The organism is Saprospiraceae bacterium, from assembly GCA_016714025.1.
Lineage (GTDB): Bacteria > Bacteroidota > Bacteroidia > Chitinophagales > Saprospiraceae > Vicinibacter.
Map to the genome: position 1 here is coordinate 762812 of JADJOB010000002.1, position 25089 is coordinate 787900.

The window sequence follows — 25089 nt, forward strand, 5'->3', positions numbered from 1 at the left end:
TCAGATTCCTAGTTTTAACTTAACGCTGGCTGTAACATCCATAGAGTCTGCAGCATAGAGTAGAATTCCTGTACTGGAATCAAAGATGTAAGTAAACTGACCTTCTGTTGCCACTTGTTTGATAGCATTATTTACTTTATCAATCAATGGTTGTAACAATTCTTGTCTTTTGGTAGCCAATTGTTTTTGAACCTCTTGCTCGTATTTGGACAATTCGCCTTCTTGTTCTTTTAACTTTTTCGCTTCTTCATCCAATGCTTTTGGGCTTATTTCACCGGATTGTTCACGACGTTGGAGGTCTTTATATTTTCCTTCCAATTCCTGAACCATCATTTGGCCTTTTTTCTCCAATTGGGTCTGAAGTGCCTGTAAGTTGGCATCAGCTTGTTTGACTTCCGGCAATTCAGCCAAAAGGGCTTGTGAATTCAGATAACCAAATTTTTGAGCCTGGAGGCCAGTAAAACTGATCAAAAGGCTGAGCACTGATAAATATAAAAGCTTGATATTCATTCGTTTAAAAATTTAGGAATGCAAAGATAGGACAGCGGAGCGGATCCTTATTATTTCGATTTTAATTTTTTGATGATTGCTTCTGTCTTATCAAGGTCTTTACTGTAATAAATGATTCCTGCAGAGCCACTGGTATCAAACATCGCTTCCAAACCACTACCGGAGGCAAACTCCTGTATAGCGGCATATACGCGATCCTGAATGGGACGCACGAGGTCTTGTCTTCTTCTGAAGAGTTCCCCTTCTTCTCCAAAGCGATCTTTTTGCAGCTTGCGTACTTCTTTTTCTTTATTGGTAATTTCCTCTTCTTTTTGTTTGCGTTGTTCTTCGGTCAACAAGACTTGTTCAGCCTGATATTTGTTATACATGGCTTTTATTTTATCGTATTCAATTGAGATCTCCTGTTTCCATCCGGCCGCTACCCGATCCAATTCATCCTGGGCTTTTTTGTAGTCGTCCAAATTATCCAATACCTTATTGACGTCAACAAGGGCAAAACGTTGGCTGGAAACGGTACTTTGGAACCCCAAAGCCACAAATAGCAAAAGAAACAGTCTGGAAATCATATTTTTCATTTTAATGCTTAGTTAAACGTGTTTGTATTTATAAAATTGCGTAAAAGTAAGGTTTTTGCCGCTTTGGCATGGCCTTGTTTTATACTCAAACTCTAATTTAATTCCTTTCGTTTCTTCAAATCCGTATTTAACCTAAACTTAACGGCAGGATAAGGAATTCTTTGCCTCAGGAATTTTGAGAGCTTTCCTTTGATTACAGTAAGACAATTTGTATTTTTGATTAGATATTCTTATAATAAACTAAAATCCATATTGTGAATAAAAATCTCCTGTTCCTTTTTATTGCAATTATTTTACAAGTTGATTTTTTAATTGCACAATCACCTCGGTCGATTCACGCAAACAAATTTAGTAGCAATTTAAAAATACCAAGAACTAAAATTACAAGTTTTGCAAATTATTACATTCATGCTGATTTTAATAATTTAGAAAATAAAAAAGAATCACAAGTTGTGCCTAAAAGAAAATTGGATAGCATAATAAGCAGAGGAACAGGAATTCAAGATATTCCTGAGAAAAAAACCTATACCTATAATGAGCATGGGAATGTATTGGAAATATCCGAATTTGAGTGGGATGCAAGTCAAAGTAGCTGGTTAAATCTTTTTAAAAATGAATTTACCTATGATCAAAACCAAAATTTAATTAATAGCATTAGTTACCAAGGTGATCAATTTAAATGGAATAAAATACTGAATGCAGAATATATTTATAATTTAAGTAACCAATTGCAACAAGTTATAAGATTCAATTGGGATGATTCAAATTTAAAATGGATTTTTGATACCAGAGATACACTTAGCTACAATCAAAAAAACCAAATCATTTTAGTTGAAAGTTATAAATGGAATGAAAATTCAAAAAATTGGATGATGCAATACAAAGCGATTGAAGAATATAATGCTTTTGATCAATTGATTCAGGAAACTGGCTTTGAATGGGAACAGAGTTCCAGACAATGGGTCAATTTGTTTCGATCTGAATGGACCTTTCATCCAAGTGGTAAGATATATCAGATCCTCTCATCACTTTGGGATGATTCAATTGGAGATTGGAGTTATCTTTCCAAAACAGAAGATATTTATAATGCATCTAATCAATTGGTCAATTTTCTCGATTACATTTTTGATGTAAATTCTAATCATTGGGTGGCAACTACTCGAACTGAATTTATTTATGATCCTAATGGTAATGTTATTTCTGAATTATATTCAACTTATGATGACATTAAATTAAAATGGTCAGTTTTATTAAAATTGGAAAATACTTTTAATAACAATTTTAGTCTACAAGATTTGGTACTACCATTTTCCGATGATTACAACTTGAATAATTTTCATCACATGTTGTTAAAAACGGCTTATTTTGATAATTCACAGGGAAACTTTGTTAATGATGCAAATGATTTATTTTATTATTCACCCATCGATGTTGTAAAGACACAAAATGCAAATCATTTGGATTTTCAAATTTCTCCAAATCCGGCACATGATGTGGTAAAATTTAATTTCGGAAATGAATCGAATTCATATCAATTTGCTGTTTATTCAATAGACGGTCAACTGGTTCAATCAGATGAAATTAAAAACAACTGCATTCTAGATATTCATAAAATTCCAGCTGGAATTTATTTCTATCATATCAGGGATAATCATCAGGAACGAGCAACCGGAAAGCTAATCATACAGAAGTAAGTAGGTATTCCTCAATCAATCGTACGGATACTAATAAATTGTTTTCAATCGGTTCGATCGTTTTGAATATTTTAAAAAACAGTAATAGCTATTTAAAGAGCTGACATTATCTTTAGGCCATGAATTCTGTTTACTTATTGGGAACTGGTGATTGCAGCATCCAGGATATTAAAATGATATTAGATGCAGATTTAATTCTGGACGTAGAACCAGCTTTGAAGTTAAAGTTGCAGCAACAACGAACCAAACTGGAAGCAATTCTAGATGAAAGTGACCAAGCAATTTATGGAATTAATACAGGATTTGGAGCACTTTGCAATACTATTATTGCAGATGACAAGCTTAATGAATTGCAATCAAATCTCGTGAGATCCCATGCCTGTGGTTTTGGAGCATTGGTCCCAATCCCCACAGTTCGATTGATCTTATTATTGAAAATCATTTGTCTTTGTAAAGGATATTCTGCAGTTCGATGGGAGTTGATTGAATTTTTAATTCAGTTATTCAATCAAAAAATCACGCCGTTAATTCCTGAGATGGGTTCTTTAGGAGCTTCCGGAGATTTAGCACCTTTGGCACATCTTTCATTACCCTGTATCGGTGAAGGAATTTTGAATTACGATTCAAACGAGTATTCAAGCTTTGATTTGTTGTCTAAACTAAACATTCCAATTCCATACCTAAGGGCAAAAGAAGGTTTGGCTTTATTAAATGGTACACAATATTCCCTGGCTTTATTGTTTGCTGCGTGGGATTCAGCTGAACGGTCTTATCACAACAGCAATTTAAATGTGGCCCTTTCTATGGAAGCATTTAATTGCAATTCAGGATTTTTGCATCCGAAGATTCATGAGATACGAAAACAAGCCGGACAGATTCATGCTGCCAATGAAATTTCAATTTGGTTGGATGGCAGTGATCTTAATTCAAGAGATCAAAAATCAGTACAAGATCCATATTCTTTTAGATGTTCGCCACAGGTTCATGGTGCAAGTTATGATGCCATACGCTATTGTAAATCCATCATAGAAAATGAAATTAACAGCGTTACAGACAATCCGCTCATGCTTTCTGAAACTGAAATTGTATCGGGTGGAAATTTTCATGCACAGCCCCTGGCACTGGCATCGGATTTTTTATGTTTAGCCGTTGCGGAATTAGCCAATATATCTGAACGGAGATTGTATCAATTAGTTTGTGGATTGCGCGGTCTGCCGGATTTTTTAACTTCAGAAGCTGGTTTAAATTCTGGCTATATGATCGTTCAGTATGCTGCCGCTGCTGCAGTCAGTTTAAATAAGCAGTATTGCAGTCCGTCATCAATCGATTCAATTATCAGTTCGAAAGGTCAGGAAGATCATGTAAGTATGGCAGCAAATGCTGGCATTCGATGTAATAAAGTTACGCAACAAACTGAAATGGTTTTAGCAATGGAGTGGCTTACTGCAACGCGTGCGATGCATTTTAGACCACATTATAAAACAGGTGCTGCATTAAAAAATCTTATAGCAAAATTTCAGGAGATCGTCCCATTTCAAGCGGAAGATCATATTCCTTCCTTATATTATCAAAAGTCCATTGATTTTCTAAAAACCATAGCACATTAATTTGAAAATCGGTATTCTGTTTATTCATTGCATTTTAAGTTGTCAATTGATAGCGCAGGTTTCGAATTGGACTATTCAGGCAGCATACGTTCCGGGAAAATTATCGAAACACACTGAAAAGATGTTGTATGATCCAAGAGGCATTGCAAATTTCGCAGAATTGGATTTCGTGTACCAAACACAAGGAAGTTTTACCTGGGAACGTTATTATAAATTACCCAGATACGGTGTTTCAATGCGTTATCTGGATCTTGGAAAACCACATGAAATTTTAGGGAATGGTTTTTCAATTGCTCCTTATATGGATTTTGGAATCCTGCAACACCAATCCTATTCTTTTCGTTTTATGATTGCTTGTGGATTGGCGTATTTGAATTTACCATATGACATCAAAACAAATTCTTTACAGACAGCGATAGGATCACATTGGAATAATCATACCAGTTTTCAAATCCGATTTGAACATACTCTGATGAAAAAACATGCTGTTTTTTTGGGTGTGAGTTTAAGTCATACCAGTAATGGAGCTTTTAAATCGCCCAATTTAGGATTGAATTATTTATCGGGAGTCATGGGGATTGGCTTGGAAACTCAAAAACAAAAGACGTATGAACGGCTTCAAAATATTCAGGTTTCAGAATCTGAAAAGGGAGCGGCTCATCTTTCATTTCAGTTGGAATGGGGAGCCACCTGGAAAGAAACACGCATTCCCAATGGTCCGAAGTATTTGATCAATTTCTGGACCTCGGATATTGGATATCAATATACTAATTATAAATCCTGGCGGCTTGCAGTGGATATTGAAAACAATCATTTGGCTTCCTATTTTAGTGATTATACAGAATTAAGAAACAATAAGAAACAGGCAGCTAAAGATGGATTGCGTTTGAATGTGTACGGAGGTCATCAATGGTTGTTTGGCGGAATCAGTTTAAGTTTAAAAGCAGGATATCAGTTTCTAAGAAATATCAGTTTAGACGATTATCCCGTTGTAACTAAGCTGGATCTTTGTTATCTTGTGCCTTATGCGTTTCTAAATCGAGTCAAGCCCTATGTAGGAATAAGTTTGAAAACGCATTTTGGCACTGCAGAATATATTGGTGTTATGGCTGGTCTTCGATTGGATCGTTTTACAAAAAAATGAAATTATTAAATATGAAATACCTGATTTTAGCTATGTTTTTGTTTTTGGAATTTAGTGCATGTAAATCTTTGAAAAAAGGTTGGGATAATTTAAATTTATTTCCCGTCAGTCAGGATGTAGAATTGGGAAAACAGGTATATGGAGAGATTATAGCAAACGAAAAAGATTTTCCAAAATTGCCGGAAGCAGGAAATGAAGAATTGTATAAATACATCAATGCCATTGTACACAAAATACTTTTAACCGGCAAAGTAGATTATGCCAAAGACTTTCCCTGGAAGATTACGATTATCAATGATGCTAAAACACAAAATGCGTTTGCAACACCGGGAGGTTATATTTTTATTTATACAGGATTATTAAAATTTTTAGATTCAGAAGATCAACTTGCCGGAGTGCTGGGTCATGAAATTGCACATGCAGCCAACCGGCACAGCACCAAACAACTTACCAAGATTGTTGGTTTGCAGGTGTTGGCTGATGCCGCATTGGGAAATAAGGAGACGATCAAACAGGTAGCAACTGCATTAATAGGATTAAGTTTTAGCCGGGCTCACGAAACACAAGCAGATTCCATGTCTGTTATTTATTTATGCCCAACAGATTATAATGCCAATGGAGCATCTGGATTTTTCAAAAAAATAAAAGGACAAGATTCGCCACCAAGTTGGATGAGTACACATCCCAATCCTTCTAATCGAATTGAAGCAATTGATGGAAAACACAAAGCGATGGGTTGTAAGGGAAATCAAGCCTATGAAAAGGCATATGCCAAAATGAAGTTATTATTGGATAAAATTGAACCACCTATAGTACCGGAAGAAAAAACAATTCCGAACACGAATGCTAATTCTACAAAAAAGGAAAGTAAAACGCCACCACCGGATACCATCATACAAAACAAAAATAAAGTAATAGTCAAACCGAAATAAAGTCTAACAGACTATTAGACTATTAGACTATTAGTCTATAGGGAAGAAGCTTGAAGGAAAAATAGAATGGTTTAATTGTTAAATTTTAGATTGCAAGAAAACTACAATTTTTTGATTGTTCAATGATCCGCTAGAAGTAAAAAGCTCCAGAATCCTAACAGTCTAATAGCCTAATAGCCTAACAGCCCAACAGCCTCAAAATCAGTAGTCAGCAATTAGTAGTCAGTAGTCAAATTCCTCATATCAATTACCAACTAACAGCCCAACAGCCCTAAAATCAGTAGTCAGCAATTAGTAGTCAGTAGTCAAAAATTCCTCATATCAATTACCAACTAACAGCCCAACAGCCCTAAAATCAGTAGTCAGCAATTAGTAGTCAGTAGTCAAAAATTCCTCATATCAATTACCAACTAACAGCCCAACAGTCCAATAGCCATCTTCTCAGCTTTCTCTATTTAGAATCGAGAATTACCGGCGCGTGTTTATCCATCACGATCACCTTTGCATTGGTAGAATGGACTAATCCCTGGTATGCTTTGATCCATTCGTATTGCAGTTGTTTGTCGGTAAGGGTTGCATTGATGATTTTTTGATAATCAGCGATCCCTTGAGCTTCGACGCGTTTACGTTCAGCTTCTTGTTTTTCTTTTTGAAGGATGAAAATCATTTTTTGTGCATCTTGTTCGGCACTGATTTTTTCTTCAATAGTTGTTCTAACCGATTCTGGTAAGGTAATATTTCTAACCAGCAATTGTTCGAGTTCCAGGCCGCGAGATAAAAAATCGGCTTCTATGCTTTTGTAAATACGTTGTTGGAATTCATCCCGTTTTATTGAAAACAATTCAATTGCCTGATAGTATACTGCATTGTCTCTGATTTTTGTACGTGAGATCGGTCTTACAATTTTATCAACGTAATCTGCGCCGATTTCCTGGATGATTCTAGGTGCTTCACTCTTTTTCAAGCGAAATAAAACAGTAAGATCTATGACAACTTCCAAACCGTCAGAAGTAAGAACACGAATCGCATCGTCCCCAGATTTAATTCCTTCATCAAGCACTCCGCTCATGGTATAGTTTTGGGTTTTAACATCAAGACGTACAATTTCCAACAAGGGGTTGACAACATGCAAGCCACTTTCTAAAATGTCAGGTTGAACTTTACCAAACAACTTCTTAACCCCAATTCGTCCTGCATCAATTTGAATGACAGCAGAAAACAGGAAACCAAAAATTATTAACGCGGCACCGAGGGTTCTCAGGATTCGGTTAAACCGGTTAATTGTGTTGTCAGGATTGCGAAGAAAAAAACTGACAAAAAGCAAGATAATTCCAATCGACATTAAAGCCATATTCTGTGTATTTTGATTTAACAACGCTAAGATACTCCCAGGAGTTCCGCAATGTACTGATCTATTTGGATTCTGCCGTTTGCTTTTGGCTTACCTTTGGGCTTTTAATAGGCGAGGCTGTTGATAATTGCTGTAAATGCACGGTTTTTAATTCAGGGAAAACTTGAAGGAATAGGCTGGTATACGTATCAGATATTGAAAAATATGGTTGAAAGCCATCCGGAGCATCAGTACATTTTCTTTTTTGACAGAACCTACGATCCCGAATTTATTTTTAATGATTCTGTAAAACCAGTTGTTTTAAAACCGGCAGCCAGGCATCCCTTTTTATGGTATTGGTGGTTTGAGAAGGCCATACCAGGAGCATTAAAAGCTTGCAAAGCTGATGTTTTTTTGAGTCCTGACGGTTATTTGTCTTTGTCGGTGGATATACCTCAATATTTAGTGGTACACGATATAGCTTACATACATTTTCCAGAACAAGTGCCTTTACTGGTTAGGAAGTATTATCAGTATTTCGTTCCCAAACACATTGAAAAAGCGAAACATATTTTTGCGGTTTCTGAAGCAACCCGAAAAGACATTCTGACACAATTTGGATGTGCTCCAAACAAAATCAGCATTGCTTACAATGGGGTTCGCGCTATGTTTGAACCATTGTCTGAAGCGATTCAACAGGAAGTTCGTGACCGGTACAGTCAATCCAAAAGATATTTTTTATTTGTTGGAGCGATTCATCCGCGTAAAAATCTTGCTAAGCTTATTCAGGCTTTTGATTTGTTTTGTTTAAAAACGAAAACGGATATGCATTTGCTGTTGGTTGGCAGAAAGGCCTGGATGACAGCTGAAACAGAGGCATTTTTGCAAAGCAGTCCAAATAAAATGCGCATTCAATATTACCCTTATATGGAGACTGATCAACTGGCTCAGCTGACTGCCTCCGCATTTGCGGCTATCAATCCATCGCTGTTGGAAGGATTTGGGGTGCCGGTACTGGAAGCGTTGAATTGCGATATACCTGTATTGGTTTCCAATGCATTTTCATTGCCAGAGGTGGCGGGCCCGGGAGCTTATTTGTTTGATCCAATGGATGAAGAATCAATGGCCCAAAGTATGATAGCATCTATTGATGATCCAGGTCGTAAAGAGCGAATAGAACAGGGACGGGTTCATAAAAATTTGTTTGATTGGAAGAAGAGTGCAGAACAGATTTATCAATGCATAACGGGTAATTTGAAAATCTGAAGGATTTATAGTGAAAATTAACGAAGCTAAAATCCTTCATGATACTTCATTATGCATTCATATTTAATCAAGCATTTACAGGATTAAACTCGTGGTTTAAGTAAAAGCAAGCTCCGGTTAAAGAGTTATAAAAATCCTAATAATATAAATAATATTGGTTGTCAATTTATAATAAATACATATTATGTATATGTGTTAAAACGAAAGCTGTTAATAAATTGACAATAAATTCAGGTATAAAATGATTATGTTTGTCTAAAATTTATTCAAATGAAGCGACTTTACCTATTTCTCTCATTTTTATTTTGTTTGGGCATACTGGAAGCTCAATATTATTACCTGCCTTATCCAAAAATTGGAAAAAACCCAGGTGAATTAAACAAAGACAACGAGTATCCTCCTGGTGGTGGACTGCCTGCAGGATGGACTACAATTATGACAGGACCTCAGGCTTCCGGTAACTGGACTGCAGCCATTAATTTACCGATTACCTTTTACTTTAATGGAGCGTTGGTTACTAAATTTAAAGCAAGTAGCAGCGGGGTGGTAACTTTTAATACAAAAACTGCTTTGAAAGTTGATTCGAATAATGTTGCTTTACCAAGCGCACTGATTCCTGACAGTTCAATATGCATTTGGGGATTGCGTTGTGCAACTGGTGATTACATTGTTACCAAAACTTTTGGAACAAAACCAAATCGTCAGTTTTGGATTCAATACAATTCTTATAGTGAACCCAATCTTAAAGCAGGTTGGATTTATGCATCAGTTGTATTGGAAGAAACCACCAATAAAATTTATTTAGTAGATCAACGGACACAATGTGTGTTTAACAGTGCAGTGTGTCAGGATAAAACAAATATTACTTTAGGTGTTCAGGTGGATGCAAACTACGCGGTCATGGTAGATGGATCACCAGATTATAAAAGTGATAATCTGAATAACTTTTTAGTTGATGATAATACTTATTATGAGTTTATTCAGGGTACTCAATCTCAGGAAGATGTACTTGGATTGCAACATGATTTTAAAAGATATTATCTGACCAAAGATTTTCCATTGACGGTAAACGGAACATTCCGCAATACAGGATCGACAATTGTTTCAAAAGTGGTTTATAACTACAATGTAGACAATGGTCCAATTGTATCAAAAGAAATTACGGGACTGAATGCAGCTCCTTTATCAGATTTTCAAGTGAGCCATCCGGATGTTTGGGCTTCTGCAGCAAAAGGAGTTTATACAGTAAAATCCTGGATTAGTTTGGTAAATGATAATCCAACCGGAACCATTGCGGATGATACCATCCGTACGATTGTAAATGTGAATGACACATCTATTACACGTAAATTGATGCATGAGAATTTTTCTTCTTCAACCTGTCCACCTTGTAAACCAGGCAATGAAACCATGCATGCAGTGCAGAGTAATTTTCCGGACTTGTATACTGAGTTAAACTATCATTATTATTTCCCTGGCACAGGAGATCCTTATTATACACAAGAAGCACGTGACCGTGGAAATTATTATGGTGGTGTAAATGCAATTCCTGCTTTGTTTTTAGATGGTACCACAAATATCAATCCGAATGGATATACTGTTCCACAATTTGCTGAATTGCAGGAAATCCCTGCTTTTTATCAAATCAATCCAAGTGGTACTGTAAATGGTCAAAAAATTGATGTAAGCATCGAAATCCAAACTATAGCACCGGTAACTGCAACGACCCGCTTGAATGTAGCCATTGCAGAAAAGCGTACTGTTAAGAATATAAAAACAAATGGAGAAACTGAATTTCCCCATGTAATGAAAAAATTAATTCCGAGTTCTGCCGGAACGCTGGTTGGTGCAGTGCCAGCTGAGTCAAGTAAAACCATAAATCTGACCTGGACCGTACCAGGTGCATATCGGTTACCATTGGATGCGCAAACAGCCAATATTATTAATTTAGCAACAGAACACAGCATTGAAGATTTTACCAATTTGGAAGTGATTGCCTGGTTACAGGAAAGTGATAAGAGCGTTTTACAATCCAATTCAGCAGATCTAGTGTTTGTGGTTGGAACCAATCAAAAAGTTGAGAAAAAGGAAATCAGTGTAAATCCAAATCCTGCGAGTTCTTACTTTTTTATCAATATGAGTTCTTTCAATCGCGATGAATTGCTCCGCGTATTGGTTGCAGATGAAACTGGAAAATTGGTCTATGCTGAAAAGACAGATCTTTCTTCTTTATTTGTCAACACATCGGGATGGACTCCTGGATTATATCATATCAAAGTGGTTGGTAAAAATCAGGAAGCAAATCAGAAGATACTGGTTATAGAATAAATGGCATAGAGCATATTATTCAATAAATTAAAGATTAGCCATCGGTGAATTCACCGATGGCTTTTTTATTGGCATGAAAAATAATTATTGGCTTAATAGATTGGATTAATTTTGTTTCAAGATGAATTTAGCAGACAAACGGTTTATCGTATTTGAAGGAATTGATGGTTGTGGAAAGAGTACGCAAGCAAAACTATTGACTGAGCGATTGAATCTGGTAGGAATTCCCGTGCATTTAACTGCAGAACCCAGTTCGCGTCCAATTGGAAAAATGATTCGTGATATTTTTGCACATCGCATGGAAGCAGATGAGCGAACGATCGCAGCTTTATTTGTGGCCGACCGATTGGACCACGTCATCAATCATGAAGAAGGAATTCGCACTAAACTGGAGCAAGGTTTTACTGTAATCTGCGACCGGTATTATTTATCATCCTATGCTTACCAGGGCAGTTTGGTTCCATTGGATTGGGTCATGAAAGCCAATGCGCTCAGTGTTGAATTAGCCAAACCTGCGCTTCATATTTTTATTGATATCCCAGTTGAACTGAGTATGGAGCGAATTTCAAAGTCCAGAGCTCAGCTTGAACCTTATGAAACCCATGAAAACCTGGTCCGTGTCAGAGCAGCATATCTCAAGGTAATTGAGTTACTAAAAAACGAAGATCACATAGTAACCATTGACGGGACGCAATCTATAGATTGGATTGCAGAACAAATTTGGAAAGCAGTTGAGGAAGTCAGCAGTCTATAATCAGCAGACAGTAAAGTCCAATTAATTTTCTAATGCAGCAATGTCCTCATAAATTGCATAATGACCTGCAATCATATTTTTAAGGGCTTTGCGTGCAAAGAAAATGCGGCTTTTTACGGTACCCAGTGGTAATTTTAGTTCATCAGCAATTTCCTGATATTTATAACCGTGATAATAGCGAAGGAAAGGAATTTTCAAACTATCATCCAGACTTTCAACCATACCATTTAACTCCTTCATCATAATATCTGAATCTGCTCTGTTTAATACAGAGTTATTGATCGAGTTAAGGTAGTATTGATTATCGCTATGATCATTAATAACACCGCCTTTAACTTTCCGGCGATAATTATTAATGAAGATATTCTTCATAATGGTAATTAACCAAGCTTTGAAATTGGTACCAGGTTGAAATTTATCTTTATTAGACAATGCCCGGAATGCAGTTTCCTGACATAAATCTTTGGCATCTTCTGAATCTTTGGTTAAGCTATAAGCAAAATTCTGAAGGGTTTGTGTCTGCTTATCTAACAAATTATAAAACTCTACAGTCGACATATTTACTATTTTCTCTACAAATTTATTATTTTGTTTAATAAAAATGAAATTATACTTAAACAAAACTTGTTAAAATTTTGATAAATTGTATAAAAATTGCCTAATTAATTGAAAATCAATTATTTTAAAAATTCTTACATTTTATCATCCGTTCAATAAAAAATGAAACAAGCTATTTATTGCTGGGCTTTTCCCATTAGATAAGCTGCAATTGCCAGAAATACGAAATTGGGTAACCAGATTGCAAATATGGGAGGAAGCAGGTCATTATTGGCAAATGTGAGGGACATTTTCGACAAAAAGATATAAACGACCCCTAGAATGATGCCTGCAGCCAGATGTAATCCCATCCCTCCTCTAACTTTTCGGGTTGCAATACATGCCCCAATAAAAGATAAAATCAAGGTAGTAATCGGATCAGCGGTACGTCGTTGGCGTTCCACTTCGTATAATTTGCTGATTCCGGATCCTTTTAGCTTTTCTCTTTTAATAAAACGTCCCAATTCGGAAGTTGTCATCATATCTTTTTGATTAGATATAAACACAAAGTCTTCCGGGTGTAAATTGAGTGCGGTATCTATAGAAACGCCCGATTTTACCTCAATATTTTCAGTGCTATCTCCAAAATTCCGAATGGTAATATCTTTTAATGTCCAAATATTGGGTTCACTTTTCCATTTGATGGTTTTTGCTTCCAGGGTTTGAACAATTTTTTCTTTTTCAAATTTCTCCATTTGAAAATCAATTCCACTGCTATCAGCTCCCTGATAATATCGCAAAAAAGCGCCAACATGAGGACCAATAAAAAAATGAATATTTCGGTCTCTGGATTTAATATTTCCAGGTCTAATGTACTTGTTATCAAAATCACGCAATACTTTATTTGATTTTGGAACGTAATAATGATTTCCTATCAAATGTATGGTTGTAAAAATTGCACCGGCCAATAAAAATGGTTTTAGCAATCTTTTAAAAGAAACTCCGGAACTAAACAAAGGAATAATTTCTGTTTGTCCGGCCATTCTTGATGTAAAAAATATAACAGTTATCAATGCATATAAAGGAAATAGAAGTGAATTAATCCAGGGTAGGAAATTGAAATAATATTGCGAACTCACTTCCCAAAAACTTAAACCTTTCGAAATAAATTTATCGATGCGTTCACTTACATCAAAAACAACTGACAACATTGAAAACATCAACATGATAAATAAAAAAGTCCTTACATATTTTCCAATAATGTAACGGTCTACAATTTTAAGTCGCAACAAATCCCACATCAGCGTCTGGCACTAATTACTGGAAGTATTTGATCTTTCCAATGTTTAAAATTATTTTTTAAAATTTGATTTCTTGATTCTTCCATCAACCACAAATAAAATCGCAAATTTTGCAAGCTTGCCAATTGAGCTCCCAATATTTCATTTGACATAATTAAATGTCTAAGATACGATTTACTGTGTTGTTGACTGGTTTGAAGGTCCAGCTTTTCATCAATCGGACTGAAATCATCTTTCCATTTTAGATTTCGGATGTGTATGATACCTTGTGTGGTGTAGATGATTCCATGGCGGGCATTGCGGGTAGGCAAAACACAATCAAAAAAGTCGATACCCCGTTCGATAGAATTCAATAAATTTTGAGGTGTTCCAACTCCCATCAAATAGCGGGCACTCTGCACCGGCATGTGTTGACAACAAATCGCAACCAATCGATTCAATTCTTCTTCTGGTTCGCCAACACTCAATCCACCAATTGCGTAAATCGGATTGCTGTATTGTGTAATTGCCTGAATTGATTCTATGCGAAGGTCTTCATAAACGGAACCTTGTGATATGGGTACATAACATTGACGGTGCCCGTACAGGGAATTTGTTTTTTCAAAATGATTAATACCTGCTTCCAGCCAACGATGGGTAATATTCATTGAGCGTCTGACATAAGCCCGTTCGGATGGATAAGGAGGACATTCATCCAATGCCATCATAATGTCTGAACCTAAACTGCGTTGGATATCAACCACACTGGCAGGAGTAAATAAATGCTTGGAGCCATCGATGTGCGAAGAAAATATCACTCCTTCTTCTTTTATTTTTCGATTTGCGCTTAGTGAAAATACCTGATACCCTCCGCTGTCAGTAAGTAAGGGTTTGTCCCAATTCATGAATCCATGCAAACCACCTGCTTTTTCAATAATTTCAGTACCAGGACGCAGATAAAGGTGGTAGGTATTTCCAAGTATAATTTGGGCTTTTACGGCATGTTTTAATTCTGTTTGGTGAACGGCTTTTACAGTAGCGGACGTGCCGACCGGCATAAAGATCGGTGTTTCGATTACACCATGATCTGTATAAAAGCTTCCAGCGCGAGCCTGGCAATTGGTATCTGTAGCAATCAGCTCAAAGCGAGATTTCATTTAAGCTTTCCTTTGCATTTTTAATAAAACGCCGATCATCAGCGAAAATCCGATAAGGGCCGATCCTCCTTTACTAATAAAAGGCAATGGAATTCCGATGATGGGCACCAAACCCATTGTCATTCCAATATTAATGAGCACGTGAATAAACAACAGACCCGCTACACACAAGGCATAGTTTGAAAAAAACTTTTTTTCGCTTCGCTGACTCATCAGGATGATTCGAAAAATTAAAATAAAAAACAGGATGATTACCGTTAATGAACCTAAAAACCCTTGTTCCTCTCCAATTGATGAAAAAATAAAATCAGTAGATTGTTCCGGTACAAATTTTAGTTTGGTCATGTTTCCATTTAAGTAGCCTTTACCAAAAAATCCACCGGCACCGATTGCTACTTTGGATTGTAAGATGTTGTAAAGAGATCCTCTGGGGTCGCATTGCGACGGGGTCAGCCATACTTTGATCCGCTCTTGTTGGTGCGGTTCCAACCCATTGAAAAAATTTATAGAAGTATAACTAAACAAAGCAAGGATGCCAAAGCCAAAAGCAACGATCAAACTCAAACGTTCTTCTTTCGATTTCCATAAATAAATTAGAGAAACAAAAAGTAAAGCTCCAGCAATTAATAAAACCTGATAAAGCGGAATTATATAATTAAGTCCTATTAAACCGGAAATAAAAAGTAGAAATATGATCCATTGAAATTTAAAAGGTCTAAAATAATACCAACATAGTAAAAGCGATAAAATCAATAAACCCAATAATATAAATGGAATGGGAAATAAAAACGAAAAAATAAATACAGCAAAAAACAATACAATAATCAGATAATAAAACTCATTAAGGCCTTCAATAAAAAGCAAAATAAAAAATGAAAGAAATGTCAAAGCAGAACCGGCATCAGGTTGGAGTAGAATAAAAAACACCGGTGCGAAAATAATTCCAAAAGAAATTAATTGATAATTGAGTTGTTTAAGATTGGTTTTGAAATAACTGAGATACGAACTTAAAGCCAGAGCGGTTCCAAATTTAGCAATTTCAGCAGGTTGAAGTGAAAGTCCACCAACATTTAACCATGCTTTGGCGCCTTTAACTTCTACTCCAAATAGTAGTACAATAAGTAAAAGAAAAATTCCAAATCCATAAATGATATAAGCAAAGGTGTGCCAAAATTTTTCATCAATCCATTGACTTATAAAAAATAGTATTAAAGCGATGCCAATGTATAATGATTGCTTGGTAATTGGAACGGACAAATCAAATAAATCCCGATTAATATTTTGAGAATAGGTAACAGAATAAATGGAAAGCCAACCAATAATTATTAAGCTGAAATAAATTCCCAGTGTAATCCAATCATAATTTGCAGCCCGTGGTTTTCGAATCATGGGTATTAGAATTCATCATAAGCAATTTTATCAACTGATAAAAAAGCACTGGGAAATTTCTTTTTAATTCCTTCAAGTGTTGCTGCGGCTTCCGCCCGGGATAGAAAGGCCCCTGCCTTTAAATAATAATAGGGTTCTTTATATTCCCATTTACTTTTCAAACTAAATTGTTGTTGAAAACTGGATTTTGTATTTTCCATCAACCGGCGGTCGGTGGTTGTAATAATTGTAATTCTCCAACCCGTAATGTGGGTGATGGCACGGTTGGCTTTCATGTATTGATCCATAATTAAACTAACCTTAGGATCTTCATGAATGGTGATGCTTTCCTGTGCATGCAAAGCAATGCTAAACAATAAAAAACAGCAAGCAATTAGCATCCAATGTTTCATTCAGCTCCGTGACAATTTTTAAATTTTTTGCCGCTACCACATGGACAGGGATCGTTTCTTCCAATTTTTGGTCCGGTATTCCGAACCTGTTGGATGGCTGGTTGCTCAGCACGACCTGCGGATTCTGCTGCCCTCCGCATGTTTTCTTCAGAGCGGTTTGTTTTCGTTTTACTGTAATCTGTTCGTTGTGTACGAGCTTCCCGCACTTCCTGGTTTACATTAATCTGTAATTTTCCTTTTGAAAGGTAGGAAGTAATATCCTGATTCATTTTATAGACCAGGGTTTCAAATAATTTATACGCTTCAATTTTATAAATGACTAAAGGATCTTTTTGTTCGAAGCTGGCAGCCTGAACAGATTCTTTTAACTCATCCATATTTCGAAGGTGTTCTTTCCATTCGTAATCGAGTCTTACAAGAGCTACGGAACGTTCGATATCCCGCATGATATTGGAACCGTTTGTTTTAATAGCCGTTTCAATATCAGCTGCGATTGGAAGCGGTTCGGAATGACCATCTGAAAATGGAATTGCAATCCGTTGATATTTTTGCCCCTCGTTTTGATGTATGTTTTTAATAAAAGGCATCAGAACTTCTTTAATGCCTTCTTCTTTTCTGTTATAAAAACTATAAAACTGTTTTGCAAGTTCGTTGACAACATCCTGATCCTTAGATTCACGGAAGAAAGCAGGACCCATTTCTGGTTCGATTCCAAGCGTACTGATGCATTCAAATTCAAAACCTTCGTAATCTCCACTTGATTTAAAACGACTTACTGTATTTTCAATCGTTGAATGAAACATATAACTTAAATCAACAGAAAGACGATCGCCATACAATGCATGATCCCGTTTTTTGTATATGGCCTCCCGTTGAATATTCATTACATCGTCATATTCTAGTAATCGTTTACGAATGCCAAAATTATTTTCTTCCACTTTTTTCTGAGCGCGTTCGATGGATTTAGTAACCATGGAATGTTGCATCACCTCTCCTTCTTTATGTCCGAGTTTATCCATGATGCCAGTAATCCGATCTGAATTAAACAGACGCATCAGATTGTCTTCAAAAGAAACAAAAAACTGACTGGAACCGGGATCCCCCTGACGACCGGCGCGACCTCTCAACTGGCGATCCACCCGACGCGATTCATGACGTTCCGTACCAATGATAGCAAGTCCACCAGCCTGTTTTACCTCTTCTGTAATTTTAATATCCGTTCCCCGACCCGCCATGTTGGTAGCGATGGTAACTTTTCCAGGTTTACCTGCTTCGGCAATGATTTCGGCTTCACGCTGATGTTGTTTTGCATTTAATACATTGTGTGCAATGCCACGCAATTGCAACATGCGGCTTAGTTTTTCTGAAATATCAACAGAAGTAGTACCCACTAAGACAGGTCTGCCTTGATTGGTGCAAACAGCAATTTCATCAATCACCGCGTTGTATTTTTCACGGGCAGTTTTATAAACTAAATCTTCGCGATCATCACGAATAATAACTTTATTGGTTGGAATGACAACTACATCCAATTTATAAATTTGCCAGAATTCGCCTGCTTCCGTTTCTGCTGTACCGGTCATACCAGCCAGCTTATGATACATTCTAAAATAATTTTGAAGCGTGATGGTTGCATAGGTTTGTGTTAACTCACCTACTTTAACCTGTTCTTTTGCTTCGATCGCCTGATGCAATCCATCTGAATACCGGCGGCCTTCCAATAAACGCCCTGTCCCTTCATCCACAATTTTTACATGGCCATCAATTACCACGTAATCTTCATCTATTTCAAAAATTGCATAAGCTTTTAAAAGTTGGCTTACACAATGCAATCGTTTTGATTTGGTAGAATAATCTTCTAGTGCTTTTTCTTTTTGACTGATGATTTCATCTTTATTTAACGAAGTATTCGTTTCAATTTCATGAATTACAGATGAGAGATCAGGTATAATGTAAAATGTAGGATCCGATTCACCTTTAGAAAGATAATCAATGCCCAAAGCAGTTAATTCTACCTGACGATTTTTTTCATCAATGGTAAATAATAAAGGAGCATCAGCAATCCGCATGTTTTTGGATTGCTCCTGCATATAATAATTCTCGGATTTTTGAAGCACGTTTCGGATGCCGTCTTCACTCAGGTATTTTATTAAGGGTCTTGATTTTGGAAGTGCGCGGTAAGATCGCAAGAGCGACATCCCACCTTCACCTTCAGCATAGCCCGTTTTACCTTCAGAAATTAATTTGCGGGCTTCGGTCAGGTAATGATTGGCTAATCGTTTTTGTTCGTTGATCAGTCGTTCGACTTTTGGTTTAAGTACATTGTATTCTTCACTTTCCTCATCAACGTCTACAGGACCTGAAATAATCAATGGAGTTCGCGCATCATCAATTAAAACACTATCAACCTCATCGACCATTGCATAATGATGTTTGATCTGTACTTTTTCATCAACAGATCGAACCATATTATCGCGCAGGTAGTCAAAACCAAATTCATTGTTCGTACCGTAGGTGATGTCACAATTATAGGCTTTGATACGCTGCGGAGAATGCGGTTTATATTTATCAATACAATCAACCGTCAGCAATAAAAATTCAAAAATCGGAGCAATCCATTCAGAGTCCCTACGTGCCAAATAGTCATTGACGGTAACGATATGGACCCCTTCGCCGGGTAAGGCGTTGAGATAGGCTGGCAGGGTTGCCACCAGGGTTTTTCCTTCACCGGTTCCCATCTCAGCAATTTTTCCATCATGCAAGACCATCCCACCAATGAGTTGAACGTCGTAATGGATCATATTCCAGGTAATGTCCCCACCAGCAGCGGTCCATTTATTTGAATACACTGCCTGATCGCCGTTCAGGGTAATGTAGGATTTATTGATGGACAAATCGCGATCGTGATCCGTTGCTTTAAGGCTTAAGCTTTCATTATAAAAGAAGCGGCGGGCGGTTTCCTTGACCACGGCAAATGCTTCCGGAAGTAACTTATGCAGAATTTCTTCTATCTGCTGGTTGCGTTCTTTCTGCTTTTTGTCAATTTCATTGTAAATATCCTCTTTGGTAAACACATCCGGCTCTTGCTCGGCCTGTTCTTTTAAGTTGCTGATTTCCAGATCAATAGCACTTAAATAGTCCGCTATCCGGGCTCGAAATTCAAGTGTTTTATTCCTGAGCTCGTCATTGCTGAGTTGCTGGTAAGCGGTGGCAAAATGGTTAATTTCCTCAATACGAGGGCTATAGGCTCTAACATCTTTATCCTGTTTGCTGCCAAAAATCTTTTTAAGTACTCCGAACATAAATGAGGGTCAAAATTACATATTTCAGTGCCAACTCAGCCTGAATTCCGTGAAGCGGGAACACAAATCATACCATCAAAGATTTAATGACAGAATGGCAGGGGAAATTGTATGGGTTTGGATATTTCATGTAAAGCTACTGGTAAAATCGGGAGAGAAATACTATGTTTGGCCCTTTGAGATCTTTTATTGATAAAATCCGTTTCTATTAGATGTTCCGAAGAATCCGATATGAACTTATTAAAATGTTGCGCAGTCATGGCACCAGTCATGAAATCGCATTTGGCGCAGCAATTGGGGCATTTATAAGCATTTTCCCTACGTTTGGTACCGGTACTTTGTTGGTATTACTGGCCTACCGGTTTTTTAATTTCAATTTAGTATCTGCGATCAGTGGCAGTTTGATTTCAAATGTATTTACCGGACCTTTTTTTATGGCACTGAGTTATAAAATCGGAGCCCTGTTGATCAATAGTAGTTTTGAATTTAATTTTAAAACCTGGTATAAACAATTGGATCAGGTAGGATTAAGTTTGTTGATTGGATCCACCTTATTAAGTACAGCATGCAGTGTGGGAATTTACTTTATGGTAAAAAAAATTGTAAGTAATTATAAAAACCGCTTTCCAAAAAAAGTCATTACTTAATAATTTTATGAAATTTGAAAAACGAAACGCACAAAAATACCTCCGAAGTTTTGCAAAAGCAGATCGTTTAACATTTTTACAAAGCGGCGAAACTTTTTTTAAAGAGTTTATTAAACAAATTGAACACGCACAACATACCATTTCCATTCAGACTTATAAACTGGATGATGAGATTACAGGACAGAAAATTGCAGATGCATTAATTCGGGCAGTAAAGCGCGGAGTAGATGTTGATTTGGTGGTGGATGGATTTGGGTCAATTGAATTAAGCAGTGATTTTGAAAAGTATCTGGTTGAAAACGGGATTCAATTTCGTTTTTTCTCAAAAATATCTTTGTTTAAAAATTTACGAATTGGAAGAAGACTGCATCATAAGATTGCAGTCTTTGATCAACAAACTGCATTGGTAGGAGGTATTAATCTCGCGACCAAGTATGAAGGAACGCCATATCATAAACCCTGGTTAGATTTTGGTGTATTGATCGAAGGGAGTATATGCAAGCAATTTGAGAAAATATGTTTTCTGATAGAAGAAAAAGCATTTGTTGGTATGCCAAAACGTAAGCTTGGAATGCCTACAAATTTCTCAGCATTTAATATCAATATCCGGCAGAATGACTGGTTGCGTAAGCGGAGTCAGATTTTGCGATCTTATTTAATGGCTGTACAGAATTCAGAGAAATCTATTATATTATTTGCAAGTTATTTTTTACCTGGATTTAGGTTGCGGAAAGCTTTAGAGAATGCTTCCAGGCGTGGTGTGAAAATTAAAGTTGTTTTATCCGGAATTTCTGATATTCCATTTTTTCACAATGCGAGCAAGTATTTATACAAATGGTTACAAAAAAATAATATAAGAGTTTACGAATGGACCCCCACTGTATTGCATGCCAAATTGGCTGTGATTGATGGTGAATGGATGACGATTGGTTCATTTAATTTAAATCATTTGAGTGCCTATGCAAGCATTGAATTGAATGTTGATATTTTATCCAAGCCATTTGTGCATCAGGTTACCCAACGACTTCAAGAATTGATAGAAACAGGTTGCGAAGAAATCCTTTACGATCCCGATACCCGATGGTTCTTACGAGCTAAGCAGGCCTCTGCTTACTATTTAGGAAGGGTTTTGATGAACTGGATTACCTTCTTTCCCAATATCAGGAATTATTATTCCAAGATGGTGGATTGATTTCAATTAAGAATTAAAAATTAAGAATTAAGAATTATGGGAGTGTAGCGGACATCCCACGTACTCGCAAGGAATCAATTACGGATTATTAATTACGAATTATGGGAGCGTAACGGATATCTGGCGTGTTCTTGGGAAGTATTGTTTGGAAATTTAATTGAGTGATAAGAATAGCTAAACTAAACCTACCAGTTACAAATTAAATAAAGCCTATAAAATTAAAATTTGGTATTGGGATTAATTTGTTTGAAAAAGAATTCAGGAATTTGCACAAATCATAAAATTCTTTTATAGATTTGATAACCAATCTTAAAATCCGGTTACTTATAACAGATTAGGGATGTTGACCCTAAGATGAAATTTCCATTCCAATTCCCAAAACCAAGGGTTTAAACCCCAGGTTTTGAGAATTGGAATGGAATCGTGGAGAATTAAGTGTTATTACCTAATAACCGATACGTTTCTTTTACTTAAAAATAAAATGCGATGGCTGCAAGTGGAACTGTATTGGCTTTCATCAGGAAGCTTTACTATACATTTACTAAGAACTGGTTTTACATCGTATTGGCTTTTCTTACGCCGATGTTATTATACTATGTATCTCAAGGGACAGAGATTATTGCCATTTTATTTGATGGGGATAATTTTTGGAATGTCTTTTTGATTCTAATTAGTTTTCAATTATTATTTTATGCAATTTGGGTAATACCGCCCTATTCGCTTTCAATAACCAAACGGTTTATCAACTGGAAGAGTCCGGACGATCTTTTTACAAAAGATGGAATCTATATTTTATTTTCAGCATTGGCAAAGGCATACAATACAGAAATAGATCGTAAAGCTGTATTTCCAGTCCGACTTTTTGCAGGTTTGCCTTTATTGATTTTTACTTTAATGTTGATGGAATCCTATCTGGATACCAATGCTGGAGTATTTGGTTTGATTGGATTTTTAATCTTGGGATTGTATTTGTCAAAATGGACGCAACAGCCCATAGAAAATTTACTAATTTCTAAAATAAAAAAGTGGCCGGTTGAACATGCCGGATATATTTTTCATTTGGTTTTTATAATTCTGATTGCTGTTTCGTGGTGGATGGGATTGTATTGGTGTTCTTTTATCCTGATTGTATTATTGTATTTAATTAATAATGCATTTTATTCTTATATCGAAAGCAGCAGTGATTTAGAGAAAATAAAAGCAAACTACAAGGCCAATAAAATCAAGTATTGGATTTTTTCCGGAATGCTGTTGGGATTTTTATCGCTTTTTTCATGGTTGACTTTTTCAGATCACATGCATCATTTTTCCTCAGTGATTGTAATGAATATTTCATTTACAGTTTTTATAGCAAGCATTGATTTGTGGATTAAGACTCCCAACGATGCATTTAAAATGCTTGAAACAGATAAAACCTTACGGGAAGAGGTCATTGTAGAAACAAGAATTCAGGACAAACGACAATTTGTTTCTAAATTAAGTTCAGCTTATGAATTTTTTCAGGCTGCTAAATTTGTAGCCATATTTGGGATGTCATTTTATATATTTTTTGATGCGTTTAATAAACACCGGGTGCGGGTGGAATCTGTAGATAAGAAATCGCATTATAGTTCATATCAACGCGATAGTTTAAAAAACTATTTTAAGCGTTGGGCAAAAGGAATTGATTCTACCAAGCCCATCATTTTAATTGCGGGTCAAGGGGGAGGTTCCCGTGCCGGCGCCTGGATGGTGATGAATTTAGATACCCTTGAGAACCAGGACAAATCGTTTGTTAAAAATGTATTTGCGATATCCACTGTTTCCGGAAGCAGTTCGGGTGCCAATATGATGCTCAACAAATGGAGTTTGGAGCAGGATGGAATTCGGATGGAGACCAGAAGTAATTTAGAATTAGCACAACGGCTTTATACTTATAATTATTTAACTGCCGCTACCTGGGGCATGTTGTGGAGTGATGCCTTACGAAATTTGGTAACGGCTAAAGACAAACCTGCCAGAGATCGTAATTTGTATCGGCAGTATGACGAAGGACGTGCATTCAGTTTGTGTTATTCTAAAGACTACCAGGATACTGCCAGTGCATTTTTCCAATTGGATTTCATGGCCAATTGGGATACAACAAAAACCAAGAAACGACTGCCATTACTATTTTTGAATACAGCAACAACTCAAGCTGGCAAGCGCGCGATTTCTGCACCTGTAATTATAGAACCAAAAATATTTGGTACTGCCATAGACTTATACCATAAAGTCAAACATCAAAAAACAGGAACGGATACCTTATATAATTTTCCATTAGTAACTGCGGTTAATTTAAGTCAGGCGTTTCCATTTGTCTGTGCCTACAATTATGTGGAAGGGGTGGGCAACATGATTGACGGAGGCTTGTATGAAAACTCAGGAGCAAATACTTTATTTGAAATTTATAAATTTCTCACTGACAGTTTTCCACAATTTCAATATCGAATTCTCTTAATTCAAAACAGCAACAACGATAATGATAATACGGCTTCCAACAGTTCGGTATTGTGGAATACCATCACTTCTGCAGCGGCCTCCCCTTTTTCAGGGCACAGCCATTACTGGGAGCAAAAATTAATTTTATCTAAACGCCCTACCGATCTTTTAGAAAAAATTTACCCAAAAACCGGATGCCAATGGACGGATACTCCTTTGGGAATATTATTGAGTAAGAAATCAGTTGATAAATTGTGGGAGTATGTGGGGAGGAGGTGAATATGAATTACAAATTATCAATTACGAATTACGAATTATGGGAGGGGAGTGGACATTCTGTGTGCTTGCGGGAAGAATTAGGAATTGTGGGAGTAGGTATGAATTCACTCTAGCGAGTGGGGGCGTAAAGAGTAGTTAGAAGTTTTTTTTGGGGTGTATTTTGGATGGAATTGCTATGGCTGATTTATTTATAGTTTGGAATTGGGAGGTTTTGTGGTGAAGCGAAGGAGAAATAGGTTGGGAATTGTGGATATAACAAAAGTTATATTTTTATTTATTAATGTTCAAATAACTTTGAGTATATTTTTATAATA

Annotated in this window: 19 protein-coding genes; 10 read left to right on the forward strand and 9 right to left on the reverse strand. The window is 36.5% G+C overall.

Annotated features, from left to right (window positions below):
- Nucleotides 1-510: an OmpH family outer membrane protein gene (locus IPJ80_06445; GenBank protein ID MBK7913122.1), complete on the reverse strand. Its 510-nt coding sequence runs from the start codon at nucleotides 508-510 to the stop codon at nucleotides 1-3.
- 50 nt (nucleotides 511-560) lie between these two features.
- Nucleotides 561-1076, reverse strand: a complete 516-nt coding sequence (locus IPJ80_06450; GenBank protein ID MBK7913123.1) for an OmpH family outer membrane protein — start codon at nucleotides 1074-1076, stop codon at nucleotides 561-563.
- 263 nt (nucleotides 1077-1339) lie between these two features.
- Here IPJ80_06450 and IPJ80_06455 point away from each other — a divergent pair, with 263 nt between their 5' ends.
- From IPJ80_06455 to IPJ80_06470, 4 genes are all read left to right on the forward strand, one after another.
- Complete coding sequence (locus tag IPJ80_06455) at nucleotides 1340-2779, forward strand: T9SS type A sorting domain-containing protein (protein MBK7913124.1); 1440 nt, start codon at nucleotides 1340-1342, stop codon at nucleotides 2777-2779.
- A 119-nt stretch (nucleotides 2780-2898) separates the two neighbouring features.
- Nucleotides 2899-4386: a histidine ammonia-lyase gene (locus IPJ80_06460; GenBank protein MBK7913125.1), complete on the forward strand. Its 1488-nt coding sequence runs from the start codon at nucleotides 2899-2901 to the stop codon at nucleotides 4384-4386.
- A gap of 1 nt (nucleotide 4387) precedes the next feature.
- The gene (locus IPJ80_06465; protein ID MBK7913126.1) at nucleotides 4388-5530 is read left to right on the forward strand and encodes an acyloxyacyl hydrolase; all 1143 of its coding nucleotides are present in this window, start codon (nucleotides 4388-4390) and stop codon (nucleotides 5528-5530) included.
- A gap of 11 nt (nucleotides 5531-5541) precedes the next feature.
- Nucleotides 5542-6462 (forward strand): M48 family metalloprotease, encoded by a 921-nt coding sequence (locus IPJ80_06470; GenBank protein ID MBK7913127.1) that lies wholly within the window; start codon nucleotides 5542-5544, stop codon nucleotides 6460-6462.
- 451 nt (nucleotides 6463-6913) lie between these two features.
- On the opposite strand, the gene IPJ80_06475 is transcribed toward IPJ80_06470, so the two are convergent.
- Nucleotides 6914-7813, reverse strand: coding sequence for a prohibitin family protein (locus IPJ80_06475; GenBank protein MBK7913128.1), 900 nt, complete (start codon nucleotides 7811-7813; stop codon nucleotides 6914-6916).
- A gap of 120 nt (nucleotides 7814-7933) precedes the next feature.
- Between IPJ80_06475 and IPJ80_06480 the strand changes: the two genes are divergently transcribed.
- From IPJ80_06480 to tmk, 3 genes are all read left to right on the forward strand, one after another.
- The gene (locus IPJ80_06480; GenBank protein ID MBK7913129.1) at nucleotides 7934-9058 is read left to right on the forward strand and encodes a glycosyltransferase family 4 protein; all 1125 of its coding nucleotides are present in this window, start codon (nucleotides 7934-7936) and stop codon (nucleotides 9056-9058) included.
- A gap of 270 nt (nucleotides 9059-9328) precedes the next feature.
- Nucleotides 9329-11386, forward strand: coding sequence for a T9SS type A sorting domain-containing protein (locus IPJ80_06485; protein ID MBK7913130.1), 2058 nt, complete (start codon nucleotides 9329-9331; stop codon nucleotides 11384-11386).
- Nucleotides 11387-11507: 121 nt separating this feature from the next.
- Nucleotides 11508-12140 (forward strand): dTMP kinase, encoded by a 633-nt coding sequence (gene tmk / locus IPJ80_06490; protein MBK7913131.1) that lies wholly within the window; start codon nucleotides 11508-11510, stop codon nucleotides 12138-12140.
- A gap of 21 nt (nucleotides 12141-12161) precedes the next feature.
- On the opposite strand, the gene IPJ80_06495 is transcribed toward tmk, so the two are convergent.
- The 6 genes from IPJ80_06495 to secA form a co-directional block, all read right to left on the reverse strand.
- On the reverse strand, nucleotides 12162-12698 hold the full coding sequence (locus tag IPJ80_06495) for an RNA polymerase sigma factor (protein ID MBK7913132.1): 537 nt from the start codon (nucleotides 12696-12698) through the stop codon (nucleotides 12162-12164).
- A 176-nt stretch (nucleotides 12699-12874) separates the two neighbouring features.
- Nucleotides 12875-13978, reverse strand: a complete 1104-nt coding sequence (locus IPJ80_06500; protein ID MBK7913133.1) for an LptF/LptG family permease — start codon at nucleotides 13976-13978, stop codon at nucleotides 12875-12877.
- On the reverse strand, nucleotides 13978-15114 hold the full coding sequence (tgt, locus tag IPJ80_06505) for a tRNA guanosine(34) transglycosylase Tgt (protein MBK7913134.1): 1137 nt from the start codon (nucleotides 15112-15114) through the stop codon (nucleotides 13978-13980). Before tgt ends, IPJ80_06500 begins: the two co-directional genes overlap by 1 nt.
- Entirely contained in the window at nucleotides 15115-16503 is a 1389-nt protein-coding gene (gene rodA / locus IPJ80_06510; protein MBK7913135.1) for a rod shape-determining protein RodA, read from the reverse strand.
- A 5-nt stretch (nucleotides 16504-16508) separates the two neighbouring features.
- Nucleotides 16509-16895, reverse strand: a complete 387-nt coding sequence (locus IPJ80_06515) for a hypothetical protein (GenBank protein ID MBK7913136.1) — start codon at nucleotides 16893-16895, stop codon at nucleotides 16509-16511.
- The gene (gene secA, locus IPJ80_06520; GenBank protein ID MBK7913137.1) at nucleotides 16892-20197 is read right to left on the reverse strand and encodes a preprotein translocase subunit SecA; all 3306 of its coding nucleotides are present in this window, start codon (nucleotides 20195-20197) and stop codon (nucleotides 16892-16894) included. The genes IPJ80_06515 and secA overlap by 4 nt, the downstream gene beginning before the upstream one ends.
- Before the next feature lie 212 nt (nucleotides 20198-20409).
- On the opposite strand from secA, the gene IPJ80_06525 reads away from it, so the two are divergent.
- The 3 genes from IPJ80_06525 (at nucleotide 20410) to IPJ80_06535 (ending at nucleotide 24775) form a co-directional block, all read left to right on the forward strand.
- On the forward strand, nucleotides 20410-20844 hold the full coding sequence (locus IPJ80_06525; protein MBK7913138.1) for a DUF2062 domain-containing protein: 435 nt from the start codon (nucleotides 20410-20412) through the stop codon (nucleotides 20842-20844).
- A gap of 7 nt (nucleotides 20845-20851) precedes the next feature.
- Nucleotides 20852-22036: a hypothetical protein gene (locus IPJ80_06530; protein MBK7913139.1), complete on the forward strand. Its 1185-nt coding sequence runs from the start codon at nucleotides 20852-20854 to the stop codon at nucleotides 22034-22036.
- Nucleotides 22037-22522: 486 nt separating this feature from the next.
- Entirely contained in the window at nucleotides 22523-24775 is a 2253-nt protein-coding gene (locus IPJ80_06535) for a hypothetical protein (protein ID MBK7913140.1), read from the forward strand.
- Nucleotides 24776-25089: the final 314 nt, after the last annotated feature.